This is a genomic window from Devosia sp. (assembly GCF_014860165.1).
In the GTDB taxonomy this organism is placed as follows: domain Bacteria; phylum Pseudomonadota; class Alphaproteobacteria; order Rhizobiales; family Devosiaceae; genus Devosia.
The window spans coordinates 14,579-31,298 of sequence record NZ_JACZKG010000063.1 but is presented as its reverse complement, the minus strand read 5'-3'; the positions used below and the strand labels follow the sequence as shown (position 1 = coordinate 31,298).

At 64.7% G+C, this 16,720-nt stretch carries 13 protein-coding genes, 1 tRNA gene and 1 pseudogene; 3 read left to right on the top strand and 12 right to left on the bottom strand.

What is annotated here, in order from left to right; translation table 11 throughout:
• Positions 1-7: 7 nt before the first annotated feature.
• Complete coding sequence (locus IH615_RS15555) at positions 8-526, bottom strand: hypothetical protein (protein WP_291363142.1); 519 nt, start codon at positions 524-526, stop codon at positions 8-10.
• Between the two features lie 98 nt (positions 527-624).
• Between IH615_RS15555 and IH615_RS15550 the strand changes: the two genes are divergently transcribed.
• Positions 625-807: a hypothetical protein gene (locus IH615_RS15550; protein WP_291363140.1), complete on the top strand. Its 183-nt coding sequence runs from the start codon at positions 625-627 to the stop codon at positions 805-807.
• Positions 808-889: 82 nt separating this feature from the next.
• On the opposite strand, the gene IH615_RS15545 is transcribed toward IH615_RS15550, so the two are convergent.
• Both IH615_RS15545 and IH615_RS15540 read right to left on the bottom strand, forming a co-directional pair.
• Positions 890-966: transfer RNA gene (locus IH615_RS15545), tRNA-Arg, on the bottom strand.
• A gap of 114 nt (positions 967-1,080) precedes the next feature.
• The gene (locus IH615_RS15540) at positions 1,081-2,973 is read right to left on the bottom strand and encodes a hypothetical protein (RefSeq protein WP_291363138.1); all 1,893 of its coding nucleotides are present in this window, start codon (positions 2,971-2,973) and stop codon (positions 1,081-1,083) included.
• Positions 2,974-3,372: 399 nt separating this feature from the next.
• On the opposite strand from IH615_RS15540, the pseudogene IH615_RS15535 reads away from it, so the two are divergent.
• Positions 3,373-3,711, top strand: a pseudogene (locus IH615_RS15535) (transglycosylase SLT domain-containing protein); the annotation flags it as partial.
• Positions 3,712-3,722: 11 nt separating this feature from the next.
• Here the strand turns inward: IH615_RS15535 and IH615_RS15530 are convergent.
• Together IH615_RS15530 and IH615_RS15525 are read right to left on the bottom strand one after the other, a co-directional pair.
• Positions 3,723-6,083, bottom strand: a complete 2,361-nt coding sequence (locus IH615_RS15530; RefSeq protein WP_291363136.1) for a PAS domain-containing protein — start codon at positions 6,081-6,083, stop codon at positions 3,723-3,725.
• Positions 6,080-7,612, bottom strand: coding sequence for an ATPase domain-containing protein (locus IH615_RS15525; RefSeq protein ID WP_291363134.1), 1,533 nt, complete (start codon positions 7,610-7,612; stop codon positions 6,080-6,082). Before IH615_RS15525 ends, IH615_RS15530 begins: the two co-directional genes overlap by 4 nt.
• A gap of 149 nt (positions 7,613-7,761) precedes the next feature.
• Here IH615_RS15525 and polA point away from each other — a divergent pair, with 149 nt between their 5' ends.
• A complete protein-coding gene (gene polA / locus IH615_RS15520; RefSeq protein ID WP_291363132.1) occupies positions 7,762-10,677 on the top strand; it encodes a DNA polymerase I in 2,916 nt (971 codons plus the stop codon).
• Positions 10,678-10,749: 72 nt separating this feature from the next.
• On the opposite strand, the gene ahcY is transcribed toward polA, so the two are convergent.
• From ahcY to IH615_RS15485, 7 genes are all read right to left on the bottom strand, one after another.
• On the bottom strand, positions 10,750-12,153 hold the full coding sequence (gene ahcY, locus IH615_RS15515) for an adenosylhomocysteinase (RefSeq protein ID WP_291363130.1): 1,404 nt from the start codon (positions 12,151-12,153) through the stop codon (positions 10,750-10,752).
• A 97-nt stretch (positions 12,154-12,250) separates the two neighbouring features.
• On the bottom strand, positions 12,251-12,757 hold the full coding sequence (locus IH615_RS15510) for a DUF2937 family protein (RefSeq protein ID WP_291363128.1): 507 nt from the start codon (positions 12,755-12,757) through the stop codon (positions 12,251-12,253).
• A 123-nt stretch (positions 12,758-12,880) separates the two neighbouring features.
• Positions 12,881-13,414: a GrpB family protein gene (locus tag IH615_RS15505; RefSeq protein ID WP_291363126.1), complete on the bottom strand. Its 534-nt coding sequence runs from the start codon at positions 13,412-13,414 to the stop codon at positions 12,881-12,883.
• Complete coding sequence (locus IH615_RS15500) at positions 13,411-13,722, bottom strand: HPr family phosphocarrier protein (RefSeq protein WP_291363124.1); 312 nt, start codon at positions 13,720-13,722, stop codon at positions 13,411-13,413. The genes IH615_RS15505 and IH615_RS15500 overlap by 4 nt, the downstream gene beginning before the upstream one ends.
• Positions 13,723-13,767: 45 nt before the next feature.
• On the bottom strand, positions 13,768-14,169 hold the full coding sequence (locus tag IH615_RS15495) for a PTS sugar transporter subunit IIA (protein ID WP_291363122.1): 402 nt from the start codon (positions 14,167-14,169) through the stop codon (positions 13,768-13,770).
• A 181-nt stretch (positions 14,170-14,350) separates the two neighbouring features.
• A complete protein-coding gene (locus IH615_RS15490) occupies positions 14,351-14,818 on the bottom strand; it encodes a serine/threonine protein kinase (RefSeq protein WP_291363120.1) in 468 nt (155 codons plus the stop codon).
• A gap of 9 nt (positions 14,819-14,827) precedes the next feature.
• Positions 14,828-16,714 carry a sensor histidine kinase gene (locus IH615_RS15485; RefSeq protein WP_291363118.1) on the bottom strand — a complete coding sequence of 629 codons (1,887 nt, stop codon included), beginning with the start codon at positions 16,712-16,714 and terminating at the stop codon, positions 14,828-14,830.
• Positions 16,715-16,720: the final 6 nt, after the last annotated feature.

Here is a 16,720-nt window from a genome sequence, read left to right as displayed (position 1 = left end):
GGGCGGCCTAGCGTACGATTACTAGGAAGTCCAACCCTGCCATCAGCAAGCAAATGGCAGCGAACAGTGACGCGACGATTGCAAGCGTTCTGGTGATGTTGCCATATAAGATATAGCGCTCAGTCTTTGGACCAGCTTTGATGTAGGGGTGATCCCAGTGTCGCACTCTGGAGTGCACCGCCGCTGCGAAAAATACCTGGCTAAAGTAGCCAAACAGACAGGTTAGAAGCGTGGCAAGCATCGCAAGGAACAGCATGCCCAGGAGCTTATTCACCGAGCTCAAAGCATAGGGTGTTTCGGAGAGGCGAGCGTAATTCGCGCTGTAGAAGCCCAGAACTGCGGCAACGCCGCCAGCGGATGTCAAACCCAGGGTTCGAATGCCCTGCAGCGCAAAGGCCTCTAGCTGCCCCTTGTGGTTTTCAGCTTGGGCATCCTGCCGATCGTGCTCGCGTTCGGCCTCTCGCCACCATTGCTTCTGCCACTCGGATGGAGGCGGCGGCGGGCTTGGCTGTTCTTGGTCGGTCAATCTCGATCCCCATGTCGCATCCATGTCGCATGGCGCAGCGGTACGATAGCGGACGGTGCTGGAATCACAAACGGTCACAAGAGGCGAGGCAGAAGGTTATGACCAAGGCTGCACCATTCACCCAGGCCGATATTACCAAGCTCCTGAAGGGCGCCAAGGCCGCCGGCATGACAGTGCGGCGGATCACAATCGATCGCTCGGGCCGGATCATCGCCGACTTTGCAGACACGCCAGTCGAGGCCGGGGAACCCAACGAATGGGACGTGGTGTTCAAGAAATAACGTGACAACGCCTCGTCGTGAGGATTTCGTGAGTTTGCGATCACCTCAGTTCCGAGGGGCGAAGCTAAGTCTTTGAAAGGATTGGCGCACCCGACAGAATTCGAATCTGTGACCTCTGCCTTCGGAGGGCAGCGCTCTATCCAGCTGAGCTACGGGTGCATCCGTCACGCGGGGCGCGGCCCCGGCTGAACAGGGCGCAACCTAACCAAAGCGGGCGATCCGCGCAACGGGCGTTTTTGCTGTCGTGACCGGAAGCCGGTGGTTGCCGGATGCCTAGTCCCGCGCCAGCACGATCAGCCGGTCGCCCGGCTGGTATTGCATGGCGGCGGCCTTGCCCGGGTTGACGACAATGCCGTTGGCCTTGGCGCCCGGGCGCGGGCAGTGGTAGCCGATGGCCACCTCGCCGCGCTGCCGCGCTGCCTCGGTGATGGTGTAGAAATTGACCGGCGTTCCCGGCGTCACATAGGCCTCGATGGGCCGCATGTAGATTTCCGAGCCCTCCTCGTCGAGCAGGTCGTCGAAGATGGCACCCAGCATGTCGTTCTCGGAGGCCTGCGCCAGCATCAGGCTGACCAGCTTGTTGCTGACCACGAAATCGTCGGCGCGGGTCACCTCGGCCAGTTCGCGATTGCGCACGTCCACCATTTCCGAAACCACATTGATATGGATACCGGCGGCGTCGGCGATCTTGCGCAGATGCAGCAGGGTCACCAGTGTGCTGGTATCGGTGGGTTGCGGCGCCAGGAGATCGGAATAGCCCAGCACCAGCACATGGTCGTAGGCGGGAATGTCGAGCGCCTCCAGGGCCGTCCGGCTGGTGGTATCGATGCGGCCATATTCGACCGCCAGGTTGGCGCTGGCGACGGAAAGGCCCGCCACGACGGCATCGAGATCCGGCGTATCGGCGGCGATGGTGAGCGCCGAACCGGGTGCCACATAGCGGCTGAGTTCATAGATAATGACGGGCGCGCGCCGGTTCCAACCCAGCAGCAGCACCCGCTCGGGCGCCTCGGGCCGGATACCGTCCGGACGGATCACCGATGTGTCGATGGTAATGGAGGCGGTCGAGATGGCGATGGCCGCGTCGTCCTCGGCGATGATGATGGCGCGGGCGCCTTCGGGAATGGGCGTCTGCATGGGTGGATTGAGGCTCACCTGCCCGTCCGGGGTCACCAGGCCAATCAGCGTCGAGGCCTCATAGGCCATCAGCGCGTCGCCGAAGCTGTTGCCCGTCAGGCCCGGCTGGGCGATCGTATAGATCTCGCAGCCATCGAAATCGAGCAGTTCGGAATAGACCGCCGAAAGCCCCGCCTGGCGGCTGGAATGGGCGACGATGCGGGCGATCAGGTCATCGGCCAGCACGAGCTGCGCCTCCCTGCCGCCGACCACTCGGGCGACTTCGGCATTTGCGGCGTCGCGGATTTCGGCGGCGATGCGATAGGGCGCCTCGCGACGGCGCGGATCGTTGACCAGCGCCAGGATGGTCTTGATCACCTGGCTGTCGGCATCGTCGGCGCCTTCTGGCGACAGCACGATGATGGAACGGGCCTGCTGCGGGGAGACAAGACCGAGGTCGTAGAGATCGGTCGGCGCGCCGCTGCGGCAGATGACGCGGGTATTGCCCAGGTCAGGCACCTTGGCGGCGATTTCGTCTTCCATCTCCACCTTGTCGCGCTCGGCCATGATGACGATGCGCGGCTTGCGGCGACTCTTGTTGGCCACGACCAGCTCGGAGACGATGTCGAAGATGGAGGGACTCCAGTTGAGGATGATGGTGTGATCCTCCTCCAGCACCTGGCTGCGGCCCTTGCGCAACTGGTCGAGCTTGCCCTCGATGCCCGAGGAGAGCACGCCGATCAGCGTCGAGACGATGAAGATGCCGCCGATGGTCACCGCCAGCATGACGATGCGGAACACCCAGCCGGTGTCGCCGCCCATGGTGCCAGCATCGAGCGTGCGCATCAGGGAGGCCCACATGGCCTCGACGAAGCCCAGCGCTTCCCCGCCATCGGGGGTGACGCGCAGCAGCGCGATCACTGCGCCCGCGACCACGATGACGATGAGCGACAGCACGGCGAGCCAGCCGATCAGCGCAATCGGCCCGGCCGACATGGATGTATCAAAGGCATAGCGCAGCCGCGCGCCCAAGGTGTTGCGCTTGCTCATCGGCAGGTCCCCCGGCCGTCTTTCCGGCCCTTAACGAAAAGTGAATACGGAGACGAGAGGCAAAGGCAATGTACAATCGCATCCTTGCACAGGCGATGCCCACAAATTGCCATCAGGTTGCCGCGATTGCCCCCTATCGCGCCATATCGTTGAATCCGCTAGGATGAGGGCATGGCAAAAGCGAACCTTGGCAATGGCGTAGGACTGATTGGCGCGGCGACGCTGCTGGCGCTGCTGGTTTCGGGTTGCTCGATGAGTTCGTTCAAGCCCGCGCCGGGCCCGGCCACCGCGGCCCTTGCCTCTTTCGCTGCCCCCACGGCTACCCCGGCCGGCCATGTGCCCGACGCGGCGGCGGTCCCCGCTGCCCCCGCGGCCCTCGCCTATTCCGGCAGTGCCTATGACGGGCTGATCGCCCATTATGCGCAGCAGTACAACGTGCCGGAATCGCTGGTTCGTCGCGTCATCGTGCGGGAGAGCGGCTACAATGCCGCCGCGCGCAACGGCCCCTATTACGGCCTCATGCAGATCAGCCACGCCACCGCCACCGGCATGGGCTATCGCGGCTCGCCATCAGGCCTGCTCGATGCTGAAACCAACCTGCGCTATGCCGTGCGCTATCTGGCGGGGGCCTATGTCACCGCCAAGGGCAATCCCGATCAGGCAGTGCGCTTTTATGCGCGCGGCTTCTACTACGATGCCAAGCGGGCGGGCCTGCTGGACGTGGCGGGCCTGCGCTAGAAGGGCGCCGTCTAGGCCTGCACTGCGCCGCGGCCGGTCAACAGACGCGAAATCTGCGTCGCCAATTCGGTCTGCTGATAGGGTTTTGCCAAGCGCGGCAGGTCGGTGGTCGTGCCGCTGGGCAGGTCGGCATAGCCGGTCGCCAGGAGGATCGGCAGGCCCGGATGCAGCTCGCGGGCGCGATTGGCCAATTCGACACCAGTCATGCCGGGCATGGCATAATCGGTGATCAGCGCATCGACGCGCTGGCTCCCCAGGATCTGCAGGGCTTCCTTGCCCGAATAGGCCTCGAGCACGGTGTGGCCAAGGTCCTGCACCATGTCGACAGTGCTCATATTGATCAGGGCGTCGTCGTCGACCACCAGGATAACCGAGGACGGAGGCGGTGCCAGCGTCTGTTCGAGGGGCATGTCAGGAACCTCCTTGATCGGCGATACGGCGACGGGCAGCCACAGCTCGGCCGTCGTTCCCTCGCCCACCCGACTTTTAAGCTGCAAGGCGCCGCCCAGCTGGACCGCCAGCCCATGCACCATGGAGAGGCCGAGGCCCGTCCCCTTGCCGAGCTCCTTAGTCGAGAAAAATGGCTCAATTGCGCTCTTGAGCGTCTTGTCATCCATGCCGACGCCAGTGTCCTGAACGGCAAGGCGGAGATAGGCCCCTGACAGTCCCAGCCCGCTCTGGCCGCCGTCGAGCTGGCGCAGATCGATCGACAGGCGCCCGCCCTCTGGCATGGCGTCGCGTGCATTGACCGCCAGGTTGAGAATGGCCAGCTCGAGCTGGTTGGCGTCGACGCGGGCCGGGGGCAAGCCGGGTTCGACGCTGAGGTCGATGGCGATCAACGGCCCGAGCGAGCGCTCCATCAGGCCCCGCATGCCGTCAAGCAGCTGGCTGAGATCGGTGGCCTCGGGCTTGAGGTCCTGCCGGCGGGCAAAGGCGAGCAGGCGGGAGGTCAGCGAGGCGCCGCGCTGCGCGCCCTGCAGGGCGCCATCGATGAAGCGCTGGATCTGCGGGTCGTCGGGCAGGCGCTTGCGCAGCAGTTCGAGATTGCCCTGGATGGCGGCGAGCAGGTTGTTGAAATCATGCGCCACGCCGCCGGTCAGCTGGCCGATGGTTTCCATCTTCTGGGCCTGGCGCAGCTGTTCCTCGGCCCGGCGGCGTTCGGTCATCTCGCGGAAGAAGGCGGCGCCGCCCACGATCTGGCCATCGCCGCCACGCAGCGGCGCGTGCTGGCTTTCCAGCACAACCTGGCCGCTGGCGAGCGTTGTCAGCTCGATCTCTTCGATCGGGCCGGAAATGCCGTCGAGCGCATCGCGCAGGCGCTGCTCGATACCTTCCTTCTGACCATCGCCGATCACCCGGGCCAGCGAGCGGCCCAGCACGGCCGGCGCCGGCAGGCCGAAGATGCGCTCCATCACCGGGTTCCAGATGGTGACGCGCAATTCGGTGTCATAGGCAACGATGCCGGCGGGAACGCTGGTCAGCAACAGGCCGGACAAGGCGCGTTCGCCGCGCAGGGCCTGCTGCGTGCGCTCGCGCTCGGCGGCCACCGCCTCGAGCAGCTTTTCGCGCTCGGCCTCGGCGGCCTTGCGGGCGGTAATGTCCGAGATGACGCCGACCAGCGCCTGCGGGCGGCCAAAGCGGTCCGTCAGGACGCGGGCCCGCGCGTCGATCCAGTGTTCGCTGCCATTGGGCCAGTGGACGCGGAATTCGAGCACCAGGTCGGCGCCTTCGATGGCGTCGTCGAAGGCGCGCTGTACGCGGGTCTGGTCGGATAGCCTTACCGCCTCGATCATGTCCGCGAAGGTCAGCGGCTGGTCGGAGCGACGGCCGAAACAGGCCTTGAACTGGTCAGACCCGGTCAGGACCATCTCGACCACGTCGAGTTCCCAAGTGCCCATGCGCCCGGCGAGCAGGGCCGTCTGCAGCCGCTGTTCGGCCTCGCGCATCTCCTCAAGATAGCGGCGGGCCTGATATTGGCGGCGCCGGCCGCGCAGCGCATTGTCCACCACATTGAGCAGTGCCGATGGATGGAAGGGGCGCTCCAGCACGATGACATTGCCGAGCATGGCCTGCAATTGGGTGATCAGCGAGGACTGGTCGGGGGCGACCGAGCGCTGGCTGAGAATGACAAACGGGAAATCGGACCACGGGGCCTGCTCATCGATCCAGCGCCTGAGCGGGGTCAGGTCGGCATATTGCAGGGCCTCGGTGGCAATGATGGCAAGCCCCGCCCCCTCATCCAGGCCGGACAACAGGCTGCCGACGCCGTCTCGCGGCTCGGCCATCCGGCCCGCATTGCGCAGCAGGGTGGCGGCGACCATGCCATCGCGCCCAGCCGGGGCCAGGATCAGTGCGCGTTCAGAACTGATCACACCCGGTTGTCCCCATTGGACGGACCAAACCGCCCGTCTGCTTCCGATTCCAGCAGTGGATTATGGGAGCCAGTATAGGTGGGCACGCCGCGCAATACACCCTGGAAATCTTCCAGCGGCTCGCCGATGGAAATACCGGTTCGACCGATGCGGTATTCGCGGATCGTGTCCTCGTGCGAACCCGAGCGCTTCTTGATCACCGAAATGGCGCGCCGCACGCGGCCGGCCGCCTCGAAATAGCGCAGCAGGATGACGCTGTCGGCCAGATAGGTGATGTCGACCGGCGATTTCATTTGGCCGACCAGACCGTGCTGGGCGACCGTGACGAAGGTCGTCGCACCCTGCCGGTTGAGATATTGCAGCAATTCATGCATGTGCAGCAGCAGCGCCTGCTCTTCCGGCATGGCGGCCTGGTAGCCGTTGAGACTGTCGATCACCACGGTCTTTGCCTGGGCGGCATCGACCCGCTGCCGAACGCGGTGGGCAAATTCGCCCGGCGACAGCTCGGCCGCATCCACCTGCTCGATAAGCAGGTTTCCACTGTCCTGCAGCGCCGCCAGGTCGATGCCCATGGCCTTGGCCCGGGTGAACAGCAGGCCCAGTTCCTCGTCGAAGATGAACAAGGCGGCCTTTTCCCCGCGTTCCACGGCGGCCCGGGCAAAATGCAGGGTCAGCAGCGATTTGCCCGAACCCGCGGGGCCCAGCACCAGCGCGCTCGACCCTCGCTCCAGCCCGCCGCCCAGCAGGGCATCGAGCTGGCTGATATTGCTGGTCAGCGCGGAGCGGTCATAGTGGGTTCGATGTTCATTGGCGATCAGCCGCGGAAACACCGCCACGCCACCATGCTTGATGGTGAAATCGTGGAAGCCGCCGCGATAGGCCTGGCCGCGATACTTGATGACCCGCAGCCGCCGGCGCTCGGCGCCATAGGTCGGCGCCAGCTCTTCGAGGCGGACCACGCCATGGGCGACTGAATGCACGGTCTTGTCATTGGCGTCGCTGGTCAGGTCGTCGAGCAGCAGCACGGTCGCCCCGTTGCGGGCGAAGTAGTGCTTGAGCAGCAGGATTTGCCGGCGATAGCGGAGGGAGCTCTGCGCCAGCAGCCGGATTTCGGACAGGCTGTCGAGCACGAGCCGGTCGGGTTTGATCCGCTCCACCGCCTCGAAGATCGCCTTGGTGGCCTCGCCCAGCTCCAGATCGGACGAATAAAGCAGGCTCTGCTGCTGTTCGCTGTCGAGCAGGCTTTCGGGCGGCGCCAGTTCGAAGACGTCGAACTTGGCGTCGATTTCCCAGCCATGCGAATTGGCGGTGAGGCGCAACTCGGCTTCGGTTTCCGACAGCGTCACATAGAGACCCTTCTCGCCGCGCTGATGGCCTTCGAGCAGGAATTGCAGCGCGATCGTGGTCTTGCCCGTGCCGGGGCTGCCCTCAAGCAGATAGAGGTGACCGCGGGCCAGACCACCTACCAGGATATTGTCCAGGCCGGGGACGCCGAGCCTGGCCTTGGGCTCTACTGCAATGTCGAACATGACGCTTTCTATCGATAATCAAAAGGATGGGGCCTTCCGCCCGAATTCTGGAAACGTCGCGACTTGTGCCCCGGTTCCTGCCCCCAAGGTCTTTTGAGCGCGGCAAAACTCCCCTAAAGTTCCGCTTCGCGCCCAATGGATTCGGTTTCATGCATTTGCTGCTCGTCGACGGCTCGGGTTACATTTTCCGCGCCTTTCACGCTTTGCCCCCGCTCAACCGCAAGTCGGATGGCCTGCCCGTCGGCTGCGTGCAGGGCTTCTGCAACATGCTGTGGAAGCTGATGGAGGATCTGAAAGGCGAGGACGAGCCGACGCATATGGCCGTCATCTTCGACCATTCCGGCAAGACGTTTCGCGATGATTTCTATGCCGAATACAAGGCCCAGCGGCCGCCGGCGCCGCCTGAACTGGTGCCGCAATTTCCGCTGACCCGCGCGGCAACCCGGGCCTACAATATCGAATCCATCGAGATGGAGGGCTGGGAGGCCGACGATATCATCGCCACCTATGCCTGCCAGGCGCGCGCCGCCGGTGGCAAGGTGACCATCGTGTCCTCCGACAAGGATTTGATGCAGTTGGTCGAACCCGATGGCTCGATCCGCCTGCTCGACACCATTCCGCGCCCCGGCCAGCCGCCGCTGCGCTGGATCGGGGTCGAGGAAGTGGTCAACAAGTTCGGCGTCACCCCCGACAAGGTCATCGACGTGCAGGCGCTGTGCGGCGACAGCGTCGACAATGTCCCCGGCGTGCCCGGCATCGGCGTCAAGACAGCGGCGGAGCTGATCAACACCTATGGCGATCTCGAAACGCTGCTCGAACGCGCCCATGAGATCAAGCAGAATGCCCGCCGCGAAAAGCTCATCGCCAATGCCGAGCTGGCCCGCATTTCCAAGCGGCTGGTGACGCTGGAGCAGAAGGTGCCCGTCGCGCTCGAACTCTCCGCCCTCGCCCGCCAGCCGGTCGAACCATCAAAGTTGTTCCCCTTCCTCAAGGCGATGGAATTCGCCACCATCACCAAGCGCCTGGCGGGCCTGATCGGCGCCGATCCCGACGCCTGGGAGGCCGATCCGGCCATCGCCGCCGTGCCCGCTTCGCCTGTCGGCTTCAACAACGAGGCCCGGGCCGAAGCCCGTGCGGCCCGCCAGGAGGCCGAGGGCCGCGCCGGCTCGCCCGTGGTGCTGCATGCCGCCGCCATGCACGAGGCGACCAAGGCCATTCCGTGGACACCCGAGCGCTACGAGATCATCCGCGATGCCGAGCACCTGCAGCGCTGGATCGACATGGCCTATGCCGAGGGCCTCGTCGCCACCGACGCTGAATCGACCGGCCTCGACAACCAGACCGCCGATCTGGTCGGTCTCAGCTTCGCCACCCAGCCGGGCAATGGCGCCTATCTGCCGCTCGGCCATACCCATGGCGAAGGCGACATGTTCGGCGGCGGCCGCGCCGAGGGCCAGATGGATACCCGCCAGGCGCTGGAGATGTTGCGGCCGCTGTTTGCCGACCGCTCGATCCTCAAGATCTTCCACAACGCCAAATACGACCTCGGCCTGCTCGCCCGCTACGACGTCCAGGTCAATTCCCTCGATGACACGCTGCTGCTGAGCTATTCGCTCGATGGCCCGCAATTCAACACCATGAGCGAATTGGCCGATCACTGGCTGGGGGTGCCCGGCCAGTCGATCAAGGACCTGATCGGTTCGGGCAAGGGGCAGAAGACCTTCGCCCAGGTCGAGATCGAGGCCGCCGCCCGCTATGCAGCCGAGGACAGCGACATGACCCTGCGCCTCTGGCGCATCCTCAAGCCGCGCCTTGCCGCCGAGGGCATGACCACGCTCTACGAAACCATCGAGCGGCCTTTGGCGCCCGTGCTCGCCAGGATGGAAGGCCGCGGCATTTCCGTCGACCGGCAGATTCTGGCCAGATTGTCGGGGGATTTCTCCCAGCGTGCTGCGGCCCTAGAAGCACAGGCCTATGAGCTGGCCGGCTCCAATTTCAACCTCGGCTCGCCCAAGCAGCTGGGCGAAATCCTGTTCGATCGCATGGGCCTGGAAGGCGGCACCAAGACCAAGACCGGCGCCTGGTCCACCGGCGCGGATGTGCTGGAAGACCTCGCCCTCAAGGGCATTCCGCTGGCCCGCACCATCGTCGACTGGCGCCAGCTCACCAAGCTGATGGGCACCTATACCAATGCCCTGCCCGAATATATGAACCAGCGCACCGGCCGGGTGCATACCACCTATAGCCAGCATTCCGTGCTGACCGGCCGCCTCAGCTCGAACGATCCGAACCTGCAGAACATCCCGGTCCGCACCGAGGACGGCCGCAAGATCCGCACTGCCTTCGTCGCCGCGCCGGGCAAGGTGCTGATCTCGGCCGATTATTCCCAGATCGAGCTGCGCGTCCTGGCCCATATCGCCGATATCGGGGCGCTCAAGGATGCCTTCGAGGAGGGCCTCGACATTCACGCCATGACGGCGTCCGAAATGTTCGGCGTGCCGGTCGAGGGCATGCCATCAGACGTGCGCCGCCGGGCCAAGGCGATCAATTTCGGCATCATCTACGGCATTTCGGCCTTTGGTCTGGCCAACCAGCTCGGCATCGAACGCGGTGTCGCCGGCGACTATATCAAGACCTATTTCGAGCGCTTCCCGGGGATCAAGGACTATATGGACGAGCAGCGCCGGCGGGTGAAGGCCGATGGCTATGTGATGACCATCTTCGGCCGCAAGATCAATTTCCCCAATGCCAATTCCAGCCACGCCGCCGAGCGGAGCTTTGTCGAACGCGCCTCTATCAACGCCCCCATCCAGGGCAGCGCCGCCGACATCATCCGCCGCGCCATGATCCGCATGGAGCCCGAACTGGAGAAGGCCGGCATCGAGGCCGACATGCTGCTGCAGGTGCATGACGAACTGATCTTCGAGGTCCCTGCGGGCACCGAGAACGACGCCATCCCCGTCATCAAGCGCGTCATGGAAGGCGCGGCCGAACCGGCGGTGCGGCTCACGGTGCCGATCCAGGTCGACGCACATGCGGCGCACAACTGGGACGAGGCGCACTGAACGGCCCGGCCGGAAACGACAATGCCCGCGACCAAGGTCGCGGGCACGATATGCAAAACTCAGAACCGGCGCTTAGTAGCGGTATTCGCCCGACTTGAACGGCCCGGTCTGGCTCACGCCGATATAGTCGGCCTGCTCCTTGGTGAGCTTGGTCAGCTTGGCGCCCAGCTTGGCAAGGTGCAGTTCGGCGACCTTTTCGTCGAGATGCTTGGGCAGCACATGCACCTTCTTCTCGAGCTTGTCGCCATTGGTCCAGAGTTCGATCTGCGCCAGAGTCTGGTTGGAGAACGAGGCCGACATGACGAAGCTGGGGTGACCGGTGGCATTGCCCAGGTTTACCAGGCGGCCTTCCGACAGCAGGATCAGGCGCTTGCCATCGGGCTTCTCGACCAGGTCGACCTGCGGCTTCACATTGGTCCACTTGAAGTTGCGCAAAGCCGCAACCTGGATCTCGTTATCGAAGTGGCCGATATTGCAGACGATGGCCATGTCCTTGAGATTGCGCATGTCGTCGAGCGTCAGCACATCGCGATTGCCGGTGGCGGTGACCACGATGTCGGCGCGCGGCGCGGCGTCTTCCAGCGTCACGACCTCGAAGCCTTCCATGGCAGCCTGCAGGGCGCAGATCGGGTCGACTTCGGTCACCAGCACGCGGGCGCCAGCGCCGCGCAGCGATTCCGCCGAGCCCTTGCCCACATCGCCATAGCCGCAGACCACGGCGACCTTGCCGGCCAGCATCACGTCGGTACCACGGCGGATCGCATCGACCAGCGATTCACGGGTGCCATACTTGTTGTCGAACTTGGACTTGGTCACCGAGTCATTGACGTTGATGGCCGGGAAGGGCAGCTCGCCCCTGGCATGCAGCTGATAGAGCCGCATCACACCCGTGGTGGTCTCTTCCGACACGCCGCGAATGGCGTCCTTGATGCGGGTGAAGAAGCCCGGCGTCTTGGCCAGCCGACGCTTGATGGTGGCGTGGAAGATTTCCTCTTCCTCATTGCCGGGCTTGCCGAGCGAGGCGACGTCCTTCTCGGCCTTGGCGCCGTTGAGGATATACATGGTGGCGTCGCCGCCATCGTCGAGGATCATGTTGGGGGTGAGGCCATTACCCCAGTCCATCATGCGGTCGGTGAAGTCCCAGTATTCTTCCAGCGTCTCGCCCTTATGAGCGAAGACCGGGATGCCGGCAGCGGCGATGGCGGCGGCGGCATGGTCCTGGGTCGAGAAGATGTTGCAGCTGACCCAGCGCACTTCTGCGCCCAGCGCCACCAGCGTCTCGATCAGCACCGCGGTCTGGATGGTCATGTGCAGCGAGCCGGCGATGCGGGCGCCCTTGAGCGGCTGGGCCGCGGCGAATTCCTCGCGGATCGCCATCAGGCCGGGCATTTCGATCTCGGCGATCTGGATTTCCTTGCGGCCATAGGCGGCGAGGGAGATGTCCTTGACCGCGTAATCGGTCGATTGGGTGCTCATGGAAGGCTCCGGCAACGTGAATGGGGATCGTTGCCCCAGCTATACGCAAGGCCGCGATCCGGATCAACACGGGACATAAAGAAATGTTTATATCTACTTACCGATAGGCGGCATAGCGCCGGCGCCGGAACGGCAGGCTGGCGAAGCGCCAGAGGCCCGATAGCACCAGATAGCCGAGGATGAAGCCACCACCGGCATAGAGGATGCCTTCCATGGTGACGGGCACGGCCGGCTGGTAGTTTTCCAGCGTCCGTTGCCCGATATCGCTATCGAGATAGGCGGGAAGCGACTGGAAGCGTTCGATCGGGCCGGCGTCCTCGATGCGGGCAAGCGTGGTGCTGAGCTGGTCGTAGCGCTCGAACGTCGCGGTCATCGACATGCCGCGACCAGCGAGAAAATCGTCATTGGAGGCGTTGTAGCGCGCCAGCGCCGCCGTCCGGTCCAGCCCGCCGGCCAGGGCCGCGCGGTCGAAATCCTCGGTAATGACGCGCAGCTCATCCACCGCCCCACCCAGGCGCTGGGTATATTGCTGGGCATATTCGGGAAACTGGCTGAGCACGATGGCCAAGGCCAGCCCACCGATACCGGCAATCATCCGTCGCATGCGCGTCCTCCGCTCGCCGAGACAATGTGGGAGATGGCGGAGCGTTCCGCAACCGCCCCCAAAGGTCCAGTACCGTCTCACCCGACAGGCAGGCATTTCCTTCCCGATACCGAACGCCAGATATCACGCCTTCCAGAATGGTCGGCGTTCCGGGCCGCCGGCCGCCTGCACCACCGCGTCGATGAAGGCATCCTTGCCCTTGGCATAGGCTTCGCGATCGCCGGCATGGCGGCGGGCGAGGTCCTGCTTGAGCGCCTCATAGTCCCGCCGGGTCGCGGCGTCGGCGCGCAGCTGGTCGCGAAACAGCAGGTGCCGCTGCACGTCGTCCCGGTCAGTATGGATATGCAGGTGATGGGTGCGCACACCATCGGCGCCAATGCGTCGCAGGAACAGCCGCACCGGGCTGGAAACATCGGGGCGCAGCTCATAGCCTATCCGCTCCAGCAGGGGGATGGCATCCTGCACCGGCGCCATATCGGCGATGAGAACGATGATGTCGATGACCGGCTTGGACATCAGTCCCGGCACGGCGGTCGAGCCGATATGTTCGATGAGGAGCGGCGGCGCGGGCAGGAGGCTCAGGATTTCATCGCGCGCCAGGGCGTAGGCCGCTGGCCAACCGGGATCGGGGGCCACCAGCGCAATGGCGTCGCTCACCCCGCGACACCGTCACTATCCTCGTCGAACCCGTTATTGACCAGCTCGACAATGGCTTCCAGCGCCTCGCGCGCCTGCTTGCCTGATGCTTGCACCAGGATGGTCGAGCCCGGGCCGGCGCCCAGCATCATCAGGCCCATGATCGAGTTGCCATTGACCGAAGTGCCGTCCTTGATGACGTTGACGGAGGCGTCGAAACATTCCGCGGTGCGCACGAAGCGGGCCGAGGCTCGGGCATGCAGCCCCTTGCGGTTGACGATGGTCAGCTGCTGCGCAACGGCCCGGCCCCCGCCGGCAGCGCCGTCCATCAACATGCCCCTTGCTTGGCCTGATCCACGCCTGCTGGCGCCATGCTAGCCCGCTCCCAGGATGGAATTGGCGACGGTGATATATTTCCGGCCCGCTTCCTGGGCCAGATTCACGGCCTCCCGGATCGCCATGTCGCCCCGTACGCGGCCGAGCTTGACCAGCATGGGCAGGTTGACGCCCGCGATCACCTCCACCTGCCGGTTCTGCATCACCGAAATGGCAAGATTGGACGGCGTGCCGCCGAACATGTCGGTCAGGATGATGACGCCGTCGCCATCATCGGCCTTGTCGACGGCAGCCAGGATATCGTTGCGACGGTTTTCCATATTGTCATCGGGTCCGATGGCGATGGTTTCGCAGTGGTCCTGTGGCCCCACAACGTGTTCGAGAGCCGACTTGAACTCATTGGCAAGCGCGCCATGCGTCACCAGAACCAGACCAATCATGCAACGTCCCCAGCCTGCCGGGCCGCACCAACTGAGCAGCGCGCACGACGGCATTCCAGTAATTCCTGCCCCCTGCCCACATCGCCGCCAGACAGGTGACGATATAGACTCGAACCCGGCCAAGAAGGACGAGCATGGGCCAGTTTCGGCCCGGATGGGCAGCGATTCAAGTAGTTTTTTGTCACGGAACCGGCTCGCCGCCCAGCGCGGCCATGGCTTCGATGATGAGCAGCATCTGGTGGCCCAGGCTGACCGCGTCGGCCGCCGGTACCGGTGCGCGGGCCACCCGGACGCCTGATATCTCGGTGACCATGGCGTCTTCTTCGAGCATGCGGACAAAATCGGGCACGAGGTCGACGACCAGGTGCAGCGTCACCAGGCTCTTGTGCGGCCGCTTGACGATGCCCCGCCCGCGCAGCTCGATCAGCCCCGCCAGGGTGTCAGGGGCGCGCATGCTAAGCTCGCGCCCGGTCTGCACCAGTTCCACCCGATCATCGGAAACAAGGAAAGCCGGCAGGCCGCGCCCTTCCCAGCGATCGAGCAGCGACAGCGCCAGAACCGACTTGCCCGCGCCGGAGGGGCCGCGCAGCAGCACACCGGTCGAACCCAATAACAGACCCGTGCCGTGCACGTTTTTAGGCTTGCTCATGGTGCCAATCTATTTGCGGGCGCGCGGCAAGACAACCGTGAACACGGCTCCCGAGCGATCATCGCGATTTCCCGCGCGAATGGAACCCTTATGGGCATCCACGATCTGCTTGGAGATCGACAGGCCCAGCCCGGAATGGTCGCCGAAGCTCTCGGTATCGGGACGGTCGGTATAGAAGCGCTGGAAGATCTTGCCGACATCGCCGGTTATGCCGCGCCCCTCGTCGGTCACTGTGACGGTGATCTGTTCGGGATCGGTCGAGAGCGCCACGCGCACCACGCCGCCTTCGGGCGAGAAGGATACCGCATTGTCGATGAGATTGGCGAAGACCTGGGCCAGCCGGCTTTCGTGGCCATTGACGATGGCGGCGCCCCTGCCACTGCCGGATCGCTTGACCATTTCCACGGTGACGCCGCGCCCCAGGGCCATGTCTTTCTGGATCGAGACCATGGCCTCGGCCAGTTTTTCCACATCGACCCGTTCCGAGCTTTCGCGCGCCAGTTCGGCGTCGAGCCGGCTGGCGCTGGAAATGTCGGTGATCAGCCGGTCGAGGCGTTTGACGTCGTGCTGGATGATGGCATTGAGCCGATCCTTGTCTTCTTGCCGCTTGGCCAGCGGCAGCGTTTCGACGGCCGACCGCAGCGAGGTCAGGGGGTTCTTGAGCTCATGGGCCACGTCGGCGGCGAAGCGCTCGATGGCCTCGATGCGGTTATAGAGCGCGTCGGTCATACGGCGCAGGGCGCCGCTGAGATGGCCGATTTCGTCGCGCCGATCGGAGAAATCGGGGATTTCGGCGCGGGCATTGCCGGCGGTCTGCACCCGCTCGGCCGCCGCCGAGAGCCGCCGCATCGGCCCGGCAATGGTGCCGGCCAGCGCCAGCGACAGGGCGATCTGCACCGCCGCGGCTATCAGCGCGATGCGCAATATGCCCCAGCGTTCCTGCGCCACGATGGAGTCGATGTCGCCAGGGGCGGTCGACAGCAGGATGGCGCCCACCACGGCGCGCAGCCGCTGCACCGGCACGGCGACCGAGACGACGAGCTGGTTCTGCGCATCGACGCGCACGAAGTCGGCCGGTGCGCCTGCCAAAGCCGAGGCCACTTCGGGATAGCGGCTGCCCTCGTCGACGCCATATTCCTGGTATTTGGGGAAATTGTCGCCCGGCACCCAGCTCAGCACCGAATTCCACCAGGTCCACAGGAAGAAGTCGTCGCCCTGCTTGGTCTCGATAATCTGCCGCATCACCTCGCCGCGGGCATAGATATTGTCGCTGTCCAGGATCATCAGCCCGCCCTGGTCGTAGATGCGGGCGCGGGTCCGCGTCGGGGTGATGAGGTTGCGCAGCAGCGGCGCCACCCGTTCCGGATTGATGGGGAATTCCAGCGACGGGTCGAAATAGGAGAGCGAGGACACCGTGCCGTCGCCCTGCAATTGCAGCAGGCGATCGGGATTGATCGAGATCACGTCGCTGTCCACGGTGGCCGAGGCGGCGATGGCCGCGGCGATGATTTCGCCCTGCACCCGCAACGACTGGACGCGCGCGTCGATCAGGCCGGCTCGCCACTGGTTGAGGTAGAGGATGCCCACCACCAGCACCAGCAGGCCCGCCATATTGAGCACGATGATGCGGCGGGTCAGGCTCGAAAAAATGGTGAAATCGAGAAAGCGGCTGACAGCCGCCACCACCTTGGCAAAGGGCATCACTACCAGCCGCCACCGATTGGCGGCGGTGCGTCCGGCGGGCCGCACGTCGCGCTCGGCCGGTCCCGGCAAGGCGGCACGCTCGTCCGGTCCAGGCGATGCGGCACGCTCGTCCGGTTCCGACGCGCGCCCTTGCTGGCTCACGTCGGATTTTGCATCGGGCCTGGGCTCCAGCTCCGGATCGAGAATGGCCACTTGTTG

Coding starts and splice junctions, on each gene's coding strand:
- IH615_RS15550 (WP_291363140.1), top strand. CDS start 625: ATGACCAAGGCTGCACCATTCACCCAGGCCGATATTACCAAGCTCCTG.
- IH615_RS15540 (WP_291363138.1), bottom strand. CDS start 2,973: ATGAGCAAGCGCAACACCTTGGGCGCGCGGCTGCGCTATGCCTTTGAT.
- IH615_RS15525 (WP_291363134.1), bottom strand. CDS start 7,612: ATGTTCGACATTGCAGTAGAGCCCAAGGCCAGGCTCGGCGTCCCCGGC.
- polA (WP_291363132.1), top strand. CDS start 7,762: ATGCATTTGCTGCTCGTCGACGGCTCGGGTTACATTTTCCGCGCCTTT.
- ahcY (WP_291363130.1), bottom strand. CDS start 12,153: ATGAGCACCCAATCGACCGATTACGCGGTCAAGGACATCTCCCTCGCC.
- IH615_RS15510 (WP_291363128.1), bottom strand. CDS start 12,757: ATGCGACGGATGATTGCCGGTATCGGTGGGCTGGCCTTGGCCATCGTG.
- IH615_RS15500 (WP_291363124.1), bottom strand. CDS start 13,722: ATGGACGGCGCTGCCGGCGGGGGCCGGGCCGTTGCGCAGCAGCTGACC.
- IH615_RS15495 (WP_291363122.1), bottom strand. CDS start 14,169: ATGATTGGTCTGGTTCTGGTGACGCATGGCGCGCTTGCCAATGAGTTC.
- IH615_RS15490 (WP_291363120.1), bottom strand. CDS start 14,818: ATGAGCAAGCCTAAAAACGTGCACGGCACGGGTCTGTTATTGGGTTCG.